Genomic DNA, 16661 nt, shown 5'->3' on the forward strand with positions numbered 1-16661 from the left:
CGGTCTTGACGGCGCACACAGTAGAACGCGTTCCAGAAATAGGGAATGGCCAGGGGCGGACCGGTCGGAAGCCGGGGCGTCTCAAGTGCTCAGTGTCGCCAGGAAGTCCGAGCAGGCGCGCGCGCAGGCGCGGCACGCCTCGCCGCACGACTCCGACTCGGACCTCAACTCCGACTCGGACCTCCACTCCGCCGCCCACTCCACGTCCGGCCCCGCGTCCGACTCCGCGTCCGACTCCGTCGTGCGGTCGCAGGCGCGGGCGCATTCCAGCGCGACCGCCCGGCACCACTCGACCTGGAGCCGGATCGTGTACTCGTCCCGCCACGCCTCCTCCGACAGAAGGCGGCACGTCGCGTCGCAGACCTCCACGCACAGCAGCGCCCTGCGGCGCAGTTCGGCCCCACGCCGTGGGCGCAGTTGCTCCTCCAGGGACGACGTGACCCCGGGACCGCCCTGGACCGCGGCCGGTTCGAGCTCCACGAAGCTGACGCGGAGCGCACAGGCGCGAGCACATTCGACGCAGGCCAGAGCGCAGGCGAAGCGGTCCTCCAGAAAACGGACGAGGGCGGCCTGGCCGGGCGGGGCGTCCGCGCCCACGTCGGCGCCGGGTGAGGTGTCCGCTCGGGTGGTTCGGGCGTCCGCACCGGCCAGGGTGCCCGCACCCGGCACGGCCTCCCGCGGATGCGCGGCGCCACCGGCCACGCGTTTCGGGGTGAGGGTCACAGTCGGCTCCTTCCCTCCCGTACCGGGGCGCGCTCGCGCCCCGGGCGTCGTCCGCTCCCTGATCGGGTTGCCGCACCGTGGCCGCCCAAACACCATGCGCGACACCGGACCGCACGGGATCAATCCCATTGCGGCGGCCGCACCCGGCGGCTACGTTCTGCGGGTCCCGAACCCGCCCCGCAAGGAGCCGACTTGACACCGCACCTCACCCCCCTGACGGACCCGACCGTCGGTCCGGACGCCCGCCGTCTCGTCTGGCTGGCGTCCGACGCCGACGGGAATCCCGTGGGCTCCGCGTTCATGCGGCTCGCCGACCGGGACGGGCAGCGGCACCTCGCCGAACTGTCGCTCCAGGTCCATCCCGCGGAGCGACGCCACGGAGTGGGCACCCGGCTCCTCGACGCGGCGGTGACGGCCGCGAAGGACGACGGCCGGCGCTCACTCGTCGCCCCGGCCGACGACGCGTCCCCCGCGGACCTGTTCCTCGCCGCGCGCGGCTTCCGCCGGGTCCTGAACATGACGTACGCCAGGCTTCCGCTCGCGGACGCGGACGTATCGGCCCTGGAGCGGACGGTGCTCGCGGCGCACCCCGGGTACCGGCTGATCTCCTGGGAGGGGACGGTTCCTGACCACCTGGCGGCGACGTTCACCGCGTCGCGTCGCGCCATGGACGACATGCCGATGGACGACACCGACTACGGGAAGGTCGAGTGGACGGTGGACCGGGTCCGCGCCGCCGCGGCCGCGGTCGAGCGGCGCGGCGAACTCCTTGACACGGTGGCTGCGATCGACGCCTCCGACGGCAGCGTCGTGGGGTTCACCGAGCTCGTCGTCCCGGGCGACGGCACGGGAGACGGACAGCACTACGGAACAGGGGTACTGCCCGAGCACCGTGGCCACGGTCTCGCACGCTGGATGAAGGCCGAGTCGATCCTGCGTGCCCGCGGCCGCCACCCGGGCCTCTCGGGCCTGCTCACGGACACCGCGGACAGCAACACCCACATGCGGGCGGTGAACGACGGTCTCGGCTACGCGCCGACTCACCGGACGTACCAGTACCAGCTGGACCTCCAGCGGGGCCACTGACACCGACGGCCGACGAGCCACGGCCCGCGGCCCACGTCCCACCGCCGACGTCACGGTGGCCATCGTCACACCCTGTGTGGGGCACGGCCGACCGTAATGGTTGTAGAGTACAACATGAGCGAAGGTTGTAAACGCCAACATCTTCATTGAGTTGCATACGCCAACGCCCAGCACCGCTCTCCGTCCATCTCTGGAGGTCCTGCCCATGCCCGCCGACCACAAGGCGCACCGCCCCTCGTCCGGGGGCGCCGCGCACGGCGTGCGGAATCCGGCCCTGCGCCACGTCCTGACGCACCTCATCACCCCGCTGCTGATGTGCGTGGGCATGGGGCTCGCCTACATGGGGGCCTTCGTGTCGCCCGAGCCGCACCATCTGCCGGTGGCGGTCGTCGGCGCGGGCCCCGAGGCCAAGGTCTTCGCCCAGACGGTGAAGGACAAGGCGGGTGACGCGCTCGACGTCCGTACGCTCGGCACCCGCGCGGCGGCCGTCGACCAGCTGCAGTCCCGGAACATCGACGGCGCCTACGTCCTGAGCGCGAAGTCCCCCGAACTGCTGGTCGCGACCGCCGGGTCCGACATGAGCGCGATGGCCGCGGAGAAAGTCTTCACGCCGGTCGCCGCGCAGCAGGGCGTGCCGCTGAAGGTGACGGACGTGACCCCGACGGTCTCGGACGACCCGACGGGCCAGGGCCTGTTCTTCCTGCTCGTGGCCCTGAGCATCGGCTCGTACGCGTCGGTGGCCGTGATCGGCGGGGCGGGTTCCGCGCTCTCGATGCGGTTGCGGGCGGCTCTCGTGGCCGGTGTGTCCGGCGTGGTCAGTCTCGTCGGCGCGGCTCTCGCGGGACCCGTCTTCCACCTGGCCCACCACGGCCTGTGGGGCATGTGGGGCATGGCCTGGCTGTACTCGGCGGGCATCCTGTTCATCGGCGTGGGGCTGCACACGTTCCTGAAGCGGTGGACGACGCTGGCGCTCATGGTGCTGTTCGTGATGCTGAACTTCACCAGCTCCGGCGGCCTCTTCCGGCCCGAGCTGCAGAACGGCTTCTTCGGCACCCTGCACGCCTTCTGGAACGGCGCCGGCTTCGTCGAGGGCTCCCGCAGCTTGCTCTACTTCGGCGGCCACGACCTGTCCAGGAACGTGTGGACGCTGGCCGCCTGGCTCGTCGTCGGCCTGGTCATGACGGGGCTCGCCGCGCTCACGGAGCACCGGCGCGCTGCCGCCACGGCCGAGCCCCGGCAGGACGCCGCGCACGCCGTGGCACCGGCCCCCTCCCGTTCCGCCCGCGCCGACGAGCAGACCGACGAGCAGACCGAGGAGATGGAGGAGGAAATGGAGGAGGCGGTCGCGGTCTGACCGCCGCCGTCACCCCCACCACCGCCGCCACCACCAGACGCACGTCGAACGCCGGGTTCCCCGCGAGGGGCGCCCGGCGCTCGTGCGTCCGCGGGTCAGACCCCTGTCCGCGGGTCAGACCCTGCCCGCAGGTCAGACCCCTTGGGGAATCCGCTTGGCCCTGCCGTGCAGCTGGATCGCCGTGACGACCTCCACGGCGCCCACGGCGATCAGCCACCAGCCGCCCACCAGGGTGAGCACGGCGACGGACTGGAACGGCGACACGATCAGGACCACGCCGGCCAGCGCGCTCACGACGCCGAGGAAGACCTGCCAGCCGCGCGCCGGCATCCCCGGGTCGGAGGCGGCGGCCACGGCCTGGGTGATGCCGCGGAACAGCCAGCCGATGCCGATCCACAGCGCGAGCAGCAGGATCGACTGCATCGCTCCGCGGAAGCAGAAGAGGCCGAGCAGGATCGACAGCGCGCCACTGATGAACGCCATGACGCGCAGCCCTGTCGTGACGTGCGTCCCGAACGCGGCCACGAGCTGGAAGACGCCGGTGACGAGGAGATACACGCCGAAGAGCACTCCGGCGGCGAACAGGGAGGCGCCGGGCCAGACGAGGACGAGTACGCCCAGGACGAGGGCGGCCAGGCCCGCGAGGAACACGATTTGCCACGCCGACTGTGCGAGGCGTCCCAGCGGGCCCTGTAGCGGGAACGGCTGCTCCTCGCGGGTGCGTTCGGACGCCGGGGTTCGGGGTTCATGCGGTGCGTGCGTCATGTCCGACTGTTCACACGGCACCGGCGTGGCCGCCACTCGGGTGAGGCGAACGACGTACGCGCCCGGCCGGAGCCGTAGCCCGAGCGGCGGTCACCCGCGGACACGAAGCGCGCGAAGTCCGCAGAATCGGTCCATGACGGAACGCTCCAAGAAGACCGAACCGCACTTCCGGGTCCGCCGGGTCTACGATCCGCCGTCCCCCGACGACGGCGTCCGGGTGCTCGTGGACCGGCTGTGGCCGCGCGGCGTCTCCAAGGAACGGGCGGACGTCCAGGAGTGGATGAAGGAGCTCACGCCGTCCTCGGCGCTGCGCTCCTGGTACCACGAGGACCGCGCGTCCCGCTTCCCCGAGTTCGAGCGCCGCTACCGGGACGAGCTGGAGCTCCCGGAGCGCGTCGAGCTGACGGACCGGCTGCGCGAGCTGGCCCGCACGCGCACGGTCACGCTGGTGACGTCGGTGAAGGACGTCGAGCACAGTCATGTGCCGGTCCTGGTGCGGCATCTGACCGGCGACTGACCCGCCGGCGGACGTCCGGCCCCGGCACACTTCAGGTGCGAAACGGTGCAAGCTATGCCAATTTGGTGCGAAGACGCACCACTTGGACGCATGGCCGTGTCCGAGCTACTTGGGCACCGCTGACCCCGGGGCCCTCTCAGGCGCCCCCGGGAGGGCCCGTATGAGCACCACGGATGTGCCGTCCGAGATACCCCGGCCGCAGACCAAGGCCGCCGGACAGGTCGCGGTGCCCGCCATGAAGTGGGTGACGCTGGCGCTGATGACGACCTCGTCGGTGGCGAGCCTGCGCTCCGCCCCGACCATGGCCGTGTACGGCCTGGCCTGCGTCTTCCTGTACATCGTCCCCGCCATCGTGTTCCTGCTGCCCACCGCCCTGGTCTCGGCGGAACTGGCGTCGGGATGGAGCGGAGGCGTGTACCGGTGGGTCAGCGAGGGGCTGTCGAAACCGCTCGGATTCCTCGCCGTCTGGTGCCAGTTCGCCATGACGATCTTCTACTACCCGAGCCTGCTCGCGTATGTGGCCAGCACCATCGCGTACGTCATCGACCCCTCGCTCGCCTCGGACGGTGTCTACACGGCCATCGTCATCATGGTCCTGTACTGGACCGGCGTCTGGGTGTCCTCGCGCGGCACGAAGGCCGTGGCGGGACTGTCGTCGTGGGGCCTGGTCATCGGCACGCTGGTCCCGGGCACGATCCTCGTCGTCCTCGGCCTCGTCTTCCTCGGCCAGGGCAACGCGTCGGCCGCCCCGATGGGCGCCTCGCACCTCTTCCCGCAGTGGACCGGCCTCGCCAGCCTGGTGCTGATCGTCAACAACTTCCTGAGCTACTCCGGAATGGAGATGAACGCCGTCCACGTCTCCTCGCTCAGGAACCCGGCCAGGGAGTACCCACGGTCGATGTTCCTCGCGATGGCGCTCGTCCTGCTGATCTTCATCCTGCCCGCGCTCGCCATCAGCTGGGTCGTGCCGTCCGACCAACTCAGCCTCACCGCGGGCGTCATGCAGGCGTTCGACGCGTTCTTCTCGTACTTCCACGTCGGCTGGCTCACCCCGATCGCCGCCGTCATGCTCGTAGCGGCCGCGCTCGGCGGCATGCTCACCTGGCTCGCCGGGCCGTCCAAGGGCCTGCTGCTGATCTCCCGCGAGGAGGGCTACCTGCCGCCGTTCCTGCAGAAGCTCAACAAGAACGGCATCCAGCAGAACATCCTCGTCACCCAGGGCGTCGTGACGACGGCCATCGCGCTGATGTACGCGCTGATCCCGGACGTCTCCAGCGCGTACTGGATCTTCTCGGTGATCACCACGCAGGTGTACCTCATCGTCTATCTGCTGATGTTCGCCGCCGCGATCCGGCTGCGCAGGACCCGGCCCGACCACCCGCGCGGCTACCGCGCGCCGGCTCTGACGCTGCTGTGCGCCGTGGGGCTCGTCGCCTCGCTCGCGGCCCTCGTCATCGGATTCGTGCCGTCCTCGCAGTTCGGCGGGAGCAGCGTCTGGACGTACATCGGCATCATCGGCGGCGGTCTCGTCGTCCTCGGGCTGCTGATCCCCTGGCTCTTCCTCAGGTTCCGCAAGCCGAACTGGCGCACCGCCGCGGCCACCGCCGACGAGGGGAGCGCGGTATGAGCCCCACCAGGTTCGCCTCCGAGCACCGGTGGATCTATCTCTACGCGATCCTCCTGCTGCTGGCTCTCGTGGTCATCGGTCTCATCCAGTACGACGGCGTGAAGACGACCAACGAGGCTCACAGGAAGGCAAATCAGCTCTCGGACGCGCTCGTGGCCGCCGGGTACAGCGCGCCCGACACCGGTGGCATCGTCCGCACGCTCGGCACCGACGGCGGCAACGTCTGCGACGACCCCGCGACGGCCCTCAAGTCGAGCCTGTGGAAGATCAACCTGTCCAACGGGTCGAGCGGTCCCGGCCAGCGGCCCGTGATCTCGGACCGGCGGGTCGTGGAGGCCGAGGCCCTCGTCCTGGGCGTCTACTGCCCCGACAGGCTCGACAGGATCCAGGACAGGCTGGACGCCCTCAGGACCGACGACACAGTGAGGCGATGACCCATGCCCGCGTCCGACCGTGAACCGGATGAACTGGCCACGCGCATCGCCGAGTTGATGCCGCGCGCCAAGGCCGACCTGACCGAGCTCGTCGCCGTGCCGTCCGTCGCCGATCCGCGCCAGTACCCGCCCGAGGAGTGCCGCAAGGCCGCGCAGTGGGTCGCGGACGCGTTCACCGAGGCGGGCCTGCACGACGTCCACCTCGCCGAGACCCCCGACGGCAGCCACGCCGTCGTCGGTCACCGGCCGGCACCGGCCGGCGCGCCGACCGTGCTCCTGTACTGCCACTACGACGTGCAGCCCCCACTCGACGACGCGGCCTGGACGTCCCCGCCGTTCACCCTCACCGAGCGCGACGGACGCTGGTACGGGCGGGGTACCGCCGACTGCAAGGGCAACATCGTCATGCACCTCACGGCGCTGCGCGCGCTCGGTGACGACATCCCGGTGGGCGTCAAGTTCGTCGCCGAGGGCTCGGAGGAACAGGGCACGGGCGGTCTGGAGGCCTACGTCGCCGAGTACCCCGAGCAGTTCCTCGCCGACGCCCTGCTCGTCTGCGACACCGGGAACGCGGCCGTCGGGACCGGCACGGCGACCACGTCCCTACGGGGCCTCACCAACGTGGTGGTGACCGTCGACACCCTGGCCGGCGAGGTGCACTCGGGCATGTTCGGCGGCCCCGCCCCCGACGCCCTCGCCGCACTCGTCCAGATCCTGTCGACCCTGCGCGACCCGAAGACGGGTGCCACGCGCGTCGACGGCCTTGACGGTGCGGGCACCTGGGAGGGCGCGGGCTACGACGAGGACCGGTTCCGCGCGGACGCGGGCGTCCTCGACGGAGTGCGGCTCACCGGCACGGGTTCCGTCGCCGACCGTCTCTGGGCGCGTCCGGCGGTCACCGTCCTCGGCATCGACTGCCCGCCGGTCGTCGGCTCGTCCGCGTCCATCCCGGCGACCGCGCGCGCGAGGGTCAGCCTGCGCGTGCCGCCCGGCACCGACGCGGACGCCGCGCGCCGGGCGCTCACCGCGCATCTGGAGGCAGCCGCCCCGTGGGGCGCGCGGGTCCGCGTGGAGGCCGAGAGCACCGGCGCCCCGTTCCGGGCGGCCACCGACGGTCCCGCGTACGCCGCGCTCGGCCGCGCCATGAGCGACGTGTACGGGAGACCCATGGAGTTCCTCGGCCAGGGCGGCTCCATCCCGCTGTGCAACGTCCTCGCCCAGGCCTTTCCCCGCGCCGAGATCATCCTGATGGGGGTCGAGGAACCGCAGTGCCTGATCCACGCCCCGAACGAGAGCGTGGACCCCTCCGAGATCGAGCACATGGCGCACGTGGAGGCGCTGTTCCTGCGCGCGTACGGCGCCGCGGCGCGCCGCTGACACACACCCCTGGGAGACCGACGTGACCACGACCGATGCCCCCGCACCCGACTTCGCCGACCGGACCGACTTCGAGGAGGCGGACCGGGGGCTGCTCGCGCCCCCGCCCACCGCGACGATCACGGCCGAGGACGGGCGCGTCGTGTGGAACTTCGGCGACACCGCGTTCCTCGACGAGGACTGCCCCGACACCGCTCACCCGAACCTGTGGCGGCAGTCCCAACTCTGCGCGCGGGCAGGCCTGTTCGAGGTCACCGAGGGCGTGTACCAGGTGCGCGGCTTCGACCTGTCGAACATGACCCTGATCGAGGGCCGGCGCGGCGTCGTGGTCGTCGACCCGCTCGTGTCGGCCGAGACGGCGGCCGCCGCGCTGGCCCTGTACCGGTCGCAGCGCGGCGACCGGCCGGTGACCGGCGTCATCTTCACGCACTCCCACATCGACCACTTCGGCGGTGTCCTCGGTGTCATCGACGCCTCCGACGACGTACCCGTGGTGGCCCCGCAGGGCTTCATGGAGCACTCGGTCGCGGAGAACGTGTACGCCGGTACGGCGATGCTGCGGCGCGGCATGTACTACTCGGGCGCCAACCTGGAGCCCGGCCCCGAGGGCCTGGTGGGCATGGGACTCGGCTTCACCGCGTCCGCCGGCACCCCGGGCCTCGTCCCGCCCACGGTCGAGATCCGGCACACCGGGCAGGAACTCACTCTCGACGGCGTCGTGTTCCGCTTCCAGATGACACCGGGCACCGAGGCGCCGTCGGAGATGAACTTCCTGCTCCCGCAGCTGCGCGCCCTGTGCATGGCGGAGAACGCCACCCACAACCTGCACAACATCCTGACCCTGCGCGGCGCCGTCGTGCGCGACGCCCGGATCTGGGCGCGCTACCTGGGCGAGGCCATCGAGCTGTTCGGCCACGACGCGGACGTCCTGTTCGCCTCGCACCACTGGCCGACGTGGGGCGGCGACCGGATCCGCTCCTTCCTCGCCGAACAGCGCGACCTGTACGCGTACCTGCACGACCAGACGCTGCGTCTGCTCAACCAGGGGTGCACGGGCGCGGAGATCGCCGAACGGATCGAGCTGCCGCCCGCGCTCGCCTCGGCGTGGCACACACGCGGCTACTACGGCTCCGTCAGCCACAACGTGAAGGCCGTCTACCAGCGGTACATGGGCTGGTACGACGGCAATCCCGCGTCCCTGTGGGAGCACACCCCCACGGAGACCGCGCGGCGCTACGTCGACTGCATGGGCGGGCTCGACGCGGTGCTCGGCAAGGCGCGTACGTACCTGGAGGAGGGCGATCTGCGGTTCGCCGCACAGCTGTTGAGGCACGCGGTCTTCGCCGAGCCCGACAGCGCCGACGCGAGGGAACTGCTCGCGCAGACCTTCGAACGGCTCGCGCACGGCGCCGAGAACGCCACCTGGCGCAACTGCTATCTCACCGGCGCCCAGGAGCTGCGCCACGGCGTCAAAAAGACGGGTCTCGCGTCGGGCAACATGGCGGCCGCCCTGAGTGTCGAGCAGCTCTTCGACTCGCTCGCGGTCCGGGTCGACGGGCCGCGGGCGTGGGACCACTCGCTCGTTCTGCACTGGCATCTGTCGGACCTCGGCGAGATGTACCGCATGACGCTGCACAACGGCGTCCTGGTCCACACCCGGACGACCCGCCCCGCCGACGGCGCGGACCTCTCGCTCACCCTCACGAAGCCCCAACTCCTGGAGGTGCTGGCCGGGAAGGGGCTGAACGGCGTCTACCACGCGGGCGACGTGGAGGTGCTCGACACCCTTCTCTCGGTCCTCGACGAGAACGACCCGGACTTCGCGATCGTCACCCCGTGACCAGTGCGGTGGCTGTCAGGTGCCGCGTGCGGCGCGCCGCACGGCGCGCGGGCGGTACTCGACCACGATCAGGGCCAGGGACACGTACCGCTCCACGAGCTCGTCCAGGGAGACCGGGCCCTCCGCCTTGTACCACTCCGCGATGGCGTTGCACATGGCGATCACCGCGCGCCGGGCGTCGTCCGGGTACGGCGTGAGAAAGATGCCCTGCGCCACGCCCCGCTCGACGACCTCACGGAACTGCTGGGTGCCGCGCGCCTCGTTCTTCCTGTAACGCGCCAGGTGCTCGGGCTCCAGGCTGCGCCCCTCGGTCAGCACGATGCTGCTCTTCACGGGGTGCTCCGTGCGGAACCGCACCGTCGCCGCGACGAGGGCCTCCAGCTGCTCGGCCGGATCGTCGCCCGCCGCGGCCAACGCCGCGTCGCACGCGCTGAAGTAGGCGTCGAGACCGTCTTCCAGGATCGCGACCAGCAGATCCTGCTTGCCTTTGTAGTAGTAATAGAGCGCGGACAGGCTCACCCCGGCGCGCTGGGCGATGTCACGGATCGAGGTCGCCCCGTAGCCGCGTTCGGAGAACTCCTGCCGAGCAGCCTCGACGATGGCCTTGTGGCCTGCCGGTTGCGTGGACACAGCTCTCCGATCTCGTCATCCCGTTCCTGGGGCCACGGTGGACTGAACGAACGGTCGAACAGCCGTGGCGGGACATGGCCGAGTGTACCGGCCCACCCGGTCAATCGGCCCGGCACAGGGCGAATGACCAGCGCAGACGCACCGCAGGGGCGCCCGGAACGGCAGGCCGTCGGGGCGCGTGACCACCGTCACAGCCGCACACCCCTCCCGGGCTGGCAGCATGCCGACCATGGGTGCCCAATACAACCAACTCGCCGTGCCGCCGCAGGCGCACGCCCCGGCCCGCCGCGCGGGCCTGCTCCCCCTCGCCGAGGCCCTGGAGATCGAGGCGTCGGGCGACGGCGCGTTCACCGGCATGCCGCACATGGGCCGGCCTCCGCGGGCCTTCGGCGGGGTCACTCTCGCGCAGGCCCTGCTCGCGGCGGGCCGCACCGTCGACGGCGGCCGCAGGCCGCACTCCCTGCACGCCTACTTCCTGCGCTCGGTCGCCCCGGAAGCGCCCGTCTCGTACGAGGTGGAACGCCTGCGGGACGGCTCCTCCTATGCAGCGCGCCAGGTGGCGGCGCGGCAGGACGGCATGTCCGTGCTGAGCCTCTCCGCCTCGTTCAAGAAGCCCGAGAACACGCTCGACCGTCAGGCGAAGATGCCCGGCGCGCCCGCGCCGCACGACTGCGACGCCCCGTACGAGGTGATGGCCCGTGAGCGCCCGGAGCGCTATGCGGCGTCCGTCATCCCCCGCGTCGTCGACCTGCGGCTCGTGGCGCCGGACGCCGACGAGGAGGCGGCGCGGGCGGAGGGCATGTCCCGGCAGCGCTGCTGGCTGCGGGCGGCCAGGCCGCTGCCCGACGAGCCGCTGCTGCACGCCGCCGCGCTCGCGTACCTGTCCGACCTGACGCTCTCCCCCACCGCCGCGCTGCCCTGGGAGCCGCACGGCGCGCGGCGCACGCGGCCGCCGGCGGTGATGTTCGCATCCCTGGACCACGCGATGTGGTTCCACCGCCCGGCACGCGCCGACGCCTGGCCGCTGTACGCCCAGCACACCACGAGCCTGTCCGACGGGCGCGCCACGACGCGGGGTGAACTCTGGTCACAGGAAGGCGAGTTGGTCGCGTCAGCACTCCAGGAGGCACTGATCCGGCACCGGGCCGCGACCACGTGACCGGCACGTACACGGTGGTGGGCAGGGCACTGAAGGCGGGGCGGGGCCGCGCGCGGGCGCTGCTGCAGAAGTCTGGACACGAGCCGACGGGAACCGTAGCTTAACGAATGTTCTGACAGCACGCCTGTCGCGCCTGTCGCGTCCGTCGACAAGGGAGTTGCCGCGTGATCCGTCGCCACCCGAAGGGCATGCCGGCCCACCTCTCCTATCCGGAGGCGTCCGTCGGCGATCTCCTCGCCGGCTCGGCCAGGCGCTACCCGGACCGCGTCGCCCTGCGCGACGGCGACCACACGCTGACGTTCGCGGAACTCCACGAGCAGGCGCTCCGCTTCGCGCGAGGACTGCGCGAGCGCGGCATCACCGAGGGCGACGTGGTGGCACTCCACCAGCCCAACTCCCTCTGGTTCCCGGTCACTTACTACGGGATCCTGCTGGCCGGCGCGGTCGTGGCGCCCGTGAACCCGACGCTTCCTGCCGCGGCCCTGCGCGCGCAGCTGGACGAGGCGGGGGCGCGGGCCGTGGTGACACATCCGGCCACAGCCGCGACGCTGCGCGAGGCCGGCACCGACGGGCTCGAACCGGTCGTCCTCGTACCGCCGTCGGACGCCGCGCCCGGCGATCCCGCACCCGTCGACGGCACGGTGCCGCTCGCCGCACTGCTGGCGGGCGTCCCGGAGCCCGGCCCCCGGGTCTCACCCGACGCGGTCGCCCATCTGTCGTTCACCGGCGGCACGACGGGCCGCTCGAAGGCGGTCGAGGTGAGGCACCGTCATGTCGTGGCGAACTGCCTGCAGTTCACCTGCTGGCGCGCGGCCGCGCTGCCCGCGGTGGACCTGGACGGGGGTGTGTTCCTGGACCCGGTCGACGGGGCGGCCACCGAGTACATCACCCCGCCCGGGGAGGGTGTGTCCATCGCCGTGGCGCCGTTCTTCCACGCCATGGGCCTGGTCGGCCAGTCCATCGGCGTCCTGTCCGGGACGACGGTCGTGCTCTGCGGCCGGTTCGAGCCCGGGCGGTTCCTCGACCAGGCGGAGAAGTTCGCGGCCACCGCGATCGCCGGGTCCCCGGCCCTGTTCCACGCGCTGCTCGCCGCCCCCTCCGCGCAGGGCCGCGCGCTCCCCACGGTCCGCGTCGTCAACTCGGGTGCCGCGCCCATCGACACGACGACACTGCGGGCCCTGCGGACGCTGTTCCCGCGCGCGTGCGTCGTGGAGGGCTACGGGCTGACCGAGGCCACCATGGGCGTGACCTCGGGGATCACCGACCCCGACGACCTCGTCCCGATCGGGTCGGTCGGCCTTCCCGTCTTCGACACCGACGTCGAGATCCGCGACCTCGTCGACACCGGACGGTGTGTGCCCGACGGCGAGACGGGAGAGCTGTGGGCCCGCGGCCCGCAGATCACGGCGGGCTATCCCGGGCATCCGGAGCTGACGGCCGAGCAGTTCGTCGACGGCTGGCTGCGCACCGGCGACCTGGCACGCTGCGACGAACGCGGCCACGTCTACATCGTGGGCCGCGCCAAGGACATGCTCATCTACAAGGGCTACAACGTGTATCCGGGCCAGCTGGAGGAGATCCTCAGCGGCCATCCGGCGGTCGCGCAGGTGTCCGTGGTCGGCGTCCCCTCGGCGGAGGCGGGCGAGATCCCGGTGGCGTACGTCGTGGCGCGCGCGGACGCCTCGCCGGGCGCCGGTCCCGCGCTCGGGGAGGAGCTGATGGCGCACGTGTCCGCCCGCGTCGCCCCGTATCAGCGGGTGCGTGAGGTGCGGTTCCTGGACGCGCTGCCCACCTCGGCCGCGGGGAAGATCCTCAAGGCGGAGCTCCGGCGGACGTACCGGCCGTCGGCTTAACGACCGTTCAGCACCCTTGGCACGGCCACCCGCCGTCGACGGTGGCCTGAACCCGGCCCTCCGCGCACCTCCCGCGCGCCGGGCCCGCATGCCGGGTGACGTTCCGGGCAGGCGACCACCGTACGTGCAGGCCCCGTCACCCGATCGGGCTAACCCGAGATGTCGTGGAGACGATCCGCACGCACGTTTGGAACGTAGAGCCCGTGGGGTGCGTACCCGTCGGCAACCGCGCCGACGACCGGACGGGCGCCGGGGAGGTGCGTGATGCCAGAGATTTCCGTGGACGTCCACATCGGCCGATCCGTCACTGAGGTGTACGACTTCCTCTCCGACGCACGGAATCTCGAACTCTGGTTCTCCGGGGTCGACACCGTCGCAGAGAGCCCAGGGCCGGCCGGACCCGGTGCGGCCCATGTGTACCGCTTCCCGGGGCGCCACCGGGACCATCTGCTCCAGTGCGTGGCGTACGTGCCCGGGGAGCACCTCGTCTTCCGTGGCGACCGGATGTGGAACCCGCTCGGCACCCAGACGCCCGTCTACTCGTTCACGCTCTCCCCGCGCCGCCGCGGCACGCTCCTGCGCCTCACGGTGCAGAGCCGCCTCGCGGGTGCCCTGGTGCTGCTCTCCCCCATGGTCGCGATGGCCTGGCGCCGCGACCTGCCGAGGGACGTACGCCGGCTCGGCGAGCGTCTGGGAGCCCCGCACTGCCACGTCATCGACGCCCCGCGGCGGGTCCGCCTGCCCGTTCCGCCGTTCCCCCCGGCCCCCGCTCGGCCGGCCACTCCGCCCGCCTATACGCCGACCGTCCCGCCCCGCCCACAGGTCCGGCCCGAGCTGCGTGCCGAGCAGCGCCCCGCCTCGGTCCCGGCCGCCCCGGAGCGCGCCCCGCGCCCAGCGGCCTGACCTCCGCACCACACGCTCACGCCGGACGTGAGCCGGCCCCGGGCGCACGAGAAATCAGCGTGCGCCCGGGGCCACGCGGGCAGTAGCGTCGCCGTCCATGACTCTCTCCCGCGTACGGCCTCCCTACGACGCCGACGAACGCACGCAGCTGGTCGCCTGGCTGGACATGCAGCGCGCCATCGTGGAGTGGAAGTGCGAGGGCGTCTCGGAGGAGGACGCCCATCGCTCCGTCCTCCCCGCGTCCCCGGCGATGACCCTGGCGGGGGTGGTGTCCCACCTGCGGTGGGTCGAGCACTGCTGGTTCGAGGTCATGCTGCTCGGCGGCCCGGCCACGGGCCCGCAGTTCGACGACGGGCCGGAGGACGCCGACATGCTCGTCGACGGCGTTCCGCTCGACCAGCTCCTCGGCGAGTACGCGCACCAGTACGCCCGGTCGAACGAGATCACCGCCGCGCACTCGCTCGACCAGGCGGGCCGGCACCCCGAGTTCCGTGCGGGCTCCGCGAACCTCCGCTGGATCCTGCTGCACATGATCGAGGAGACCGCCCGGCACGCCGGCCACCTGGACACGATCCGCGAACTCCTCGACGGCCAGAAGGGCTACTACTGACGGACCGGACCCCGAGCGCTGTGCCGACTCCCGTCGGCGAGCTGCTGCGCGCGAGCCGCCAGGTCCACCTTCCGGATCTTCATGGTGGTCGTCATCGGCATCTCCTCGACGATCTCCACGAGCGGAACCTTGTACGGCGCCATGCTCTCGCGGGCCCATTCCCGCAACACCGACGCGTCCACCGAACCTTTCTGACGGAGCGTCACGAAGGCGACCGGGACCTGGCCCCTCGTCGCGTCGGCGGCCGGGACCACGGCGGCCGTGTGCACCTCGGGGTGGCGGCACAGCAGCATTTCGACCTCGGCGGGAAAGACGCTCATGCCCTTCACCTTGATGAGGTCCTTGTCCCGGCCGAGGTAGTGCAGACAGCCGTCCTCGTCGATCCGCCCGTTGTCCCCCGTGTGCAGCCAGCCGTCGCGCAGCTGGCGGGCCGTGGCGTCCGGCTTGTTCCAGTAGCCGGTCGTCACCGAGGGGCTGCGCACGATGATCTCGCCCGCCTCGCCGAGCGGCAGGGGTTCGCCGGTGACGGGCGACACCACGGCGATGTCCGTGCCGGGCATGGGCAGTCCGCAGAAGACGGGCTCGGCGTGCAGATCGTGGTCCCCGTCCTGGAACCCGTAGGGCGTCACGTCGATCGTGTGGGTCTCGGTCATCCCGTACGCGGCCTCGCGCAGGACCGAGTGGGGACCCGCGGCGGCCGTCCAGGCGCGCCGGACCTCGACGTCGAGCTTGCGGATGAACGAGGTGCACAGCGGGTCGACCAGGGAGCCGAGGTCGTACGAGGCGAAGTCGGGCCTGGCGAGCAGTTCGAGGTAGTTCTCGACGGTGCCGACCATCGTGGTGACCTTGTGGGCGTCGACGGCCCGCAGCACGCGCGCCGGGTCCCAGCGGGGCAGGAGGACCGAAGTCCCGCCCATCATCAGGGGGTTGAGGATGCCGAGGTCCTCACCGGCGATCCAGAATATGGGGATGTAGCACAGGATCACGACCTCGCCGTCGGCCGTCTGGCGGGTGGCTCCGGCGCTGGTGGCGATGGTGTAGATCATGTGCCGCTGGGAGTGCATGCAGCCCTTGGGGAGGCCGGAGGTGCCGCCGGTGTAGTTCAGGGCGGCCAGCGCGTCGAGGTCGGCCGGGGGGCCGTCGACCGGTTCGTGGGCCACTGCCTGGGCCCAGGTGTGGACCGGGAGCCCGTCGACCGCCTCGGGTTCGGGGGCCTCGCCCGCGTCGGTCATCTCCAGGAGCGTGGTGACGAACACCCGGCGCACGGCGGTCTGTTCGCGCACGGAGGCGAGCAGGGGCAGGAAGGTGTCGAGGGTGACGACCGTCTCGGCGCCGCTGTCCTGGAGCTCGTAGGCGAGTTCGGCGCTCTGGAACATGGGGTTGACCGGCACGTGTACGGCGCCGAGGCGCAGGATCGCGAGGAACGCGATGAGGAACTGCGGGCAGTTGGGCAGGTGGACCGCGACCCGGTCGCCGGGTGCCACCCCTTCGGCGGCGAGCCGACCGGCAAGGCGGCGGCTCAGCTCGTCGAGTTCCCGGTAGGTGAGCGTACGGTCCTCGAAGACGACGGCCGCCCGGTCGGGGCGCAGCCTCGCCCAGTGGGCGACATGGTCCGGGACGGAGATCTCGCCGAGCGGGTAGACCGCTTCGGACGGTGTGCCGTGCGGGCGGACCCGGGCCTGACGGGCGCGCAGGTCCGCCAGATACTCGTCGTACCCCTCTGTCTTCATGCCGCTCCTTGGTTGTGTCCCGACCTGGGCTATCCGGACCTTCACCGCACCGG

At 71.7% G+C, this 16661-nt stretch carries 15 protein-coding genes; 11 read left to right on the plus strand and 4 right to left on the minus strand.

The features are described from left to right. Positions 1-81: 81 nt before the first annotated feature. A complete protein-coding gene (locus EOT10_RS22925) occupies positions 82-723 on the minus strand; it encodes a four-helix bundle copper-binding protein (protein WP_431313312.1) in 642 nt (213 codons plus the stop codon). 192 nt (positions 724-915) lie between these two features. On the opposite strand from EOT10_RS22925, the gene EOT10_RS22930 reads away from it, so the two are divergent. Both EOT10_RS22930 and EOT10_RS22935 read left to right on the plus strand, forming a co-directional pair. Further along, positions 916-1809 carry a GNAT family N-acetyltransferase gene (locus EOT10_RS22930; RefSeq protein WP_223281149.1) on the plus strand — a complete coding sequence of 298 codons (894 nt, stop codon included), beginning with the start codon at positions 916-918 and terminating at the stop codon, positions 1807-1809. A 205-nt stretch (positions 1810-2014) separates the two neighbouring features. Beyond that, a complete protein-coding gene (locus tag EOT10_RS22935; RefSeq protein ID WP_431313313.1) occupies positions 2015-3163 on the plus strand; it encodes an ABC-2 transporter permease in 1149 nt (382 codons plus the stop codon). A 132-nt stretch (positions 3164-3295) separates the two neighbouring features. Here EOT10_RS22935 and EOT10_RS22940 read toward each other — a convergent pair whose 3' ends face one another. Further along, the gene (locus tag EOT10_RS22940) at positions 3296-3928 is read right to left on the minus strand and encodes an HdeD family acid-resistance protein (RefSeq protein WP_127830172.1); all 633 of its coding nucleotides are present in this window, start codon (positions 3926-3928) and stop codon (positions 3296-3298) included. Between the two features lie 133 nt (positions 3929-4061). Here EOT10_RS22940 and EOT10_RS22945 point away from each other — a divergent pair, with 133 nt between their 5' ends. The 5 genes from EOT10_RS22945 (at position 4062) to EOT10_RS22965 (ending at position 9723) form a co-directional block, all read left to right on the plus strand. Continuing rightward, positions 4062-4445, plus strand: coding sequence for a DUF488 domain-containing protein (locus EOT10_RS22945; protein ID WP_127830173.1), 384 nt, complete (start codon positions 4062-4064; stop codon positions 4443-4445). 160 nt (positions 4446-4605) lie between these two features. Next, a complete protein-coding gene (gene gadC / locus EOT10_RS22950; protein WP_127830174.1) occupies positions 4606-6072 on the plus strand; it encodes a glutamate/gamma-aminobutyrate antiporter GadC in 1467 nt (488 codons plus the stop codon). Next, positions 6069-6506 (plus strand): hypothetical protein, encoded by a 438-nt coding sequence (locus EOT10_RS22955; RefSeq protein WP_127830175.1) that lies wholly within the window; start codon positions 6069-6071, stop codon positions 6504-6506. The genes gadC and EOT10_RS22955 overlap by 4 nt, the downstream gene beginning before the upstream one ends. A 3-nt stretch (positions 6507-6509) precedes the next feature. Beyond that, positions 6510-7883, plus strand: coding sequence for a dipeptidase (locus tag EOT10_RS22960; protein ID WP_127830176.1), 1374 nt, complete (start codon positions 6510-6512; stop codon positions 7881-7883). A gap of 22 nt (positions 7884-7905) precedes the next feature. After that, positions 7906-9723: an alkyl/aryl-sulfatase gene (locus tag EOT10_RS22965; RefSeq protein ID WP_127830177.1), complete on the plus strand. Its 1818-nt coding sequence runs from the start codon at positions 7906-7908 to the stop codon at positions 9721-9723. Between the two features lie 15 nt (positions 9724-9738). Here EOT10_RS22965 and EOT10_RS22970 read toward each other — a convergent pair whose 3' ends face one another. Next, entirely contained in the window at positions 9739-10353 is a 615-nt protein-coding gene (locus tag EOT10_RS22970; RefSeq protein WP_189491961.1) for a TetR/AcrR family transcriptional regulator, read from the minus strand. Positions 10354-10582: 229 nt separating this feature from the next. Here EOT10_RS22970 and EOT10_RS22975 point away from each other — a divergent pair, with 229 nt between their 5' ends. From EOT10_RS22975 to EOT10_RS22990, 4 genes are all read left to right on the plus strand, one after another. Beyond that, positions 10583-11512, plus strand: coding sequence for an acyl-CoA thioesterase (locus tag EOT10_RS22975; RefSeq protein WP_189491964.1), 930 nt, complete (start codon positions 10583-10585; stop codon positions 11510-11512). Between the two features lie 164 nt (positions 11513-11676). Continuing rightward, positions 11677-13365 carry a class I adenylate-forming enzyme family protein gene (locus EOT10_RS22980; RefSeq protein ID WP_223281150.1) on the plus strand — a complete coding sequence of 563 codons (1689 nt, stop codon included), beginning with the start codon at positions 11677-11679 and terminating at the stop codon, positions 13363-13365. A gap of 264 nt (positions 13366-13629) precedes the next feature. Further along, on the plus strand, positions 13630-14268 hold the full coding sequence (locus EOT10_RS22985) for an SRPBCC family protein (RefSeq protein WP_127830179.1): 639 nt from the start codon (positions 13630-13632) through the stop codon (positions 14266-14268). Between the two features lie 97 nt (positions 14269-14365). Beyond that, the gene (locus EOT10_RS22990; RefSeq protein ID WP_127830180.1) at positions 14366-14878 is read left to right on the plus strand and encodes a DinB family protein; all 513 of its coding nucleotides are present in this window, start codon (positions 14366-14368) and stop codon (positions 14876-14878) included. Here the strand turns inward: EOT10_RS22990 and EOT10_RS22995 are convergent. After that, positions 14872-16608 carry an AMP-binding protein gene (locus EOT10_RS22995; protein ID WP_127830181.1) on the minus strand — a complete coding sequence of 579 codons (1737 nt, stop codon included), beginning with the start codon at positions 16606-16608 and terminating at the stop codon, positions 14872-14874. The two genes, EOT10_RS22990 and EOT10_RS22995, sit on opposite strands and share 7 nt — an antisense overlap. Positions 16609-16661: the final 53 nt, after the last annotated feature.

It is taken from the genome of Streptomyces antnestii, from assembly GCF_004005495.1.
Classification (GTDB): domain Bacteria; phylum Actinomycetota; class Actinomycetes; order Streptomycetales; family Streptomycetaceae; genus Streptomyces; species Streptomyces antnestii.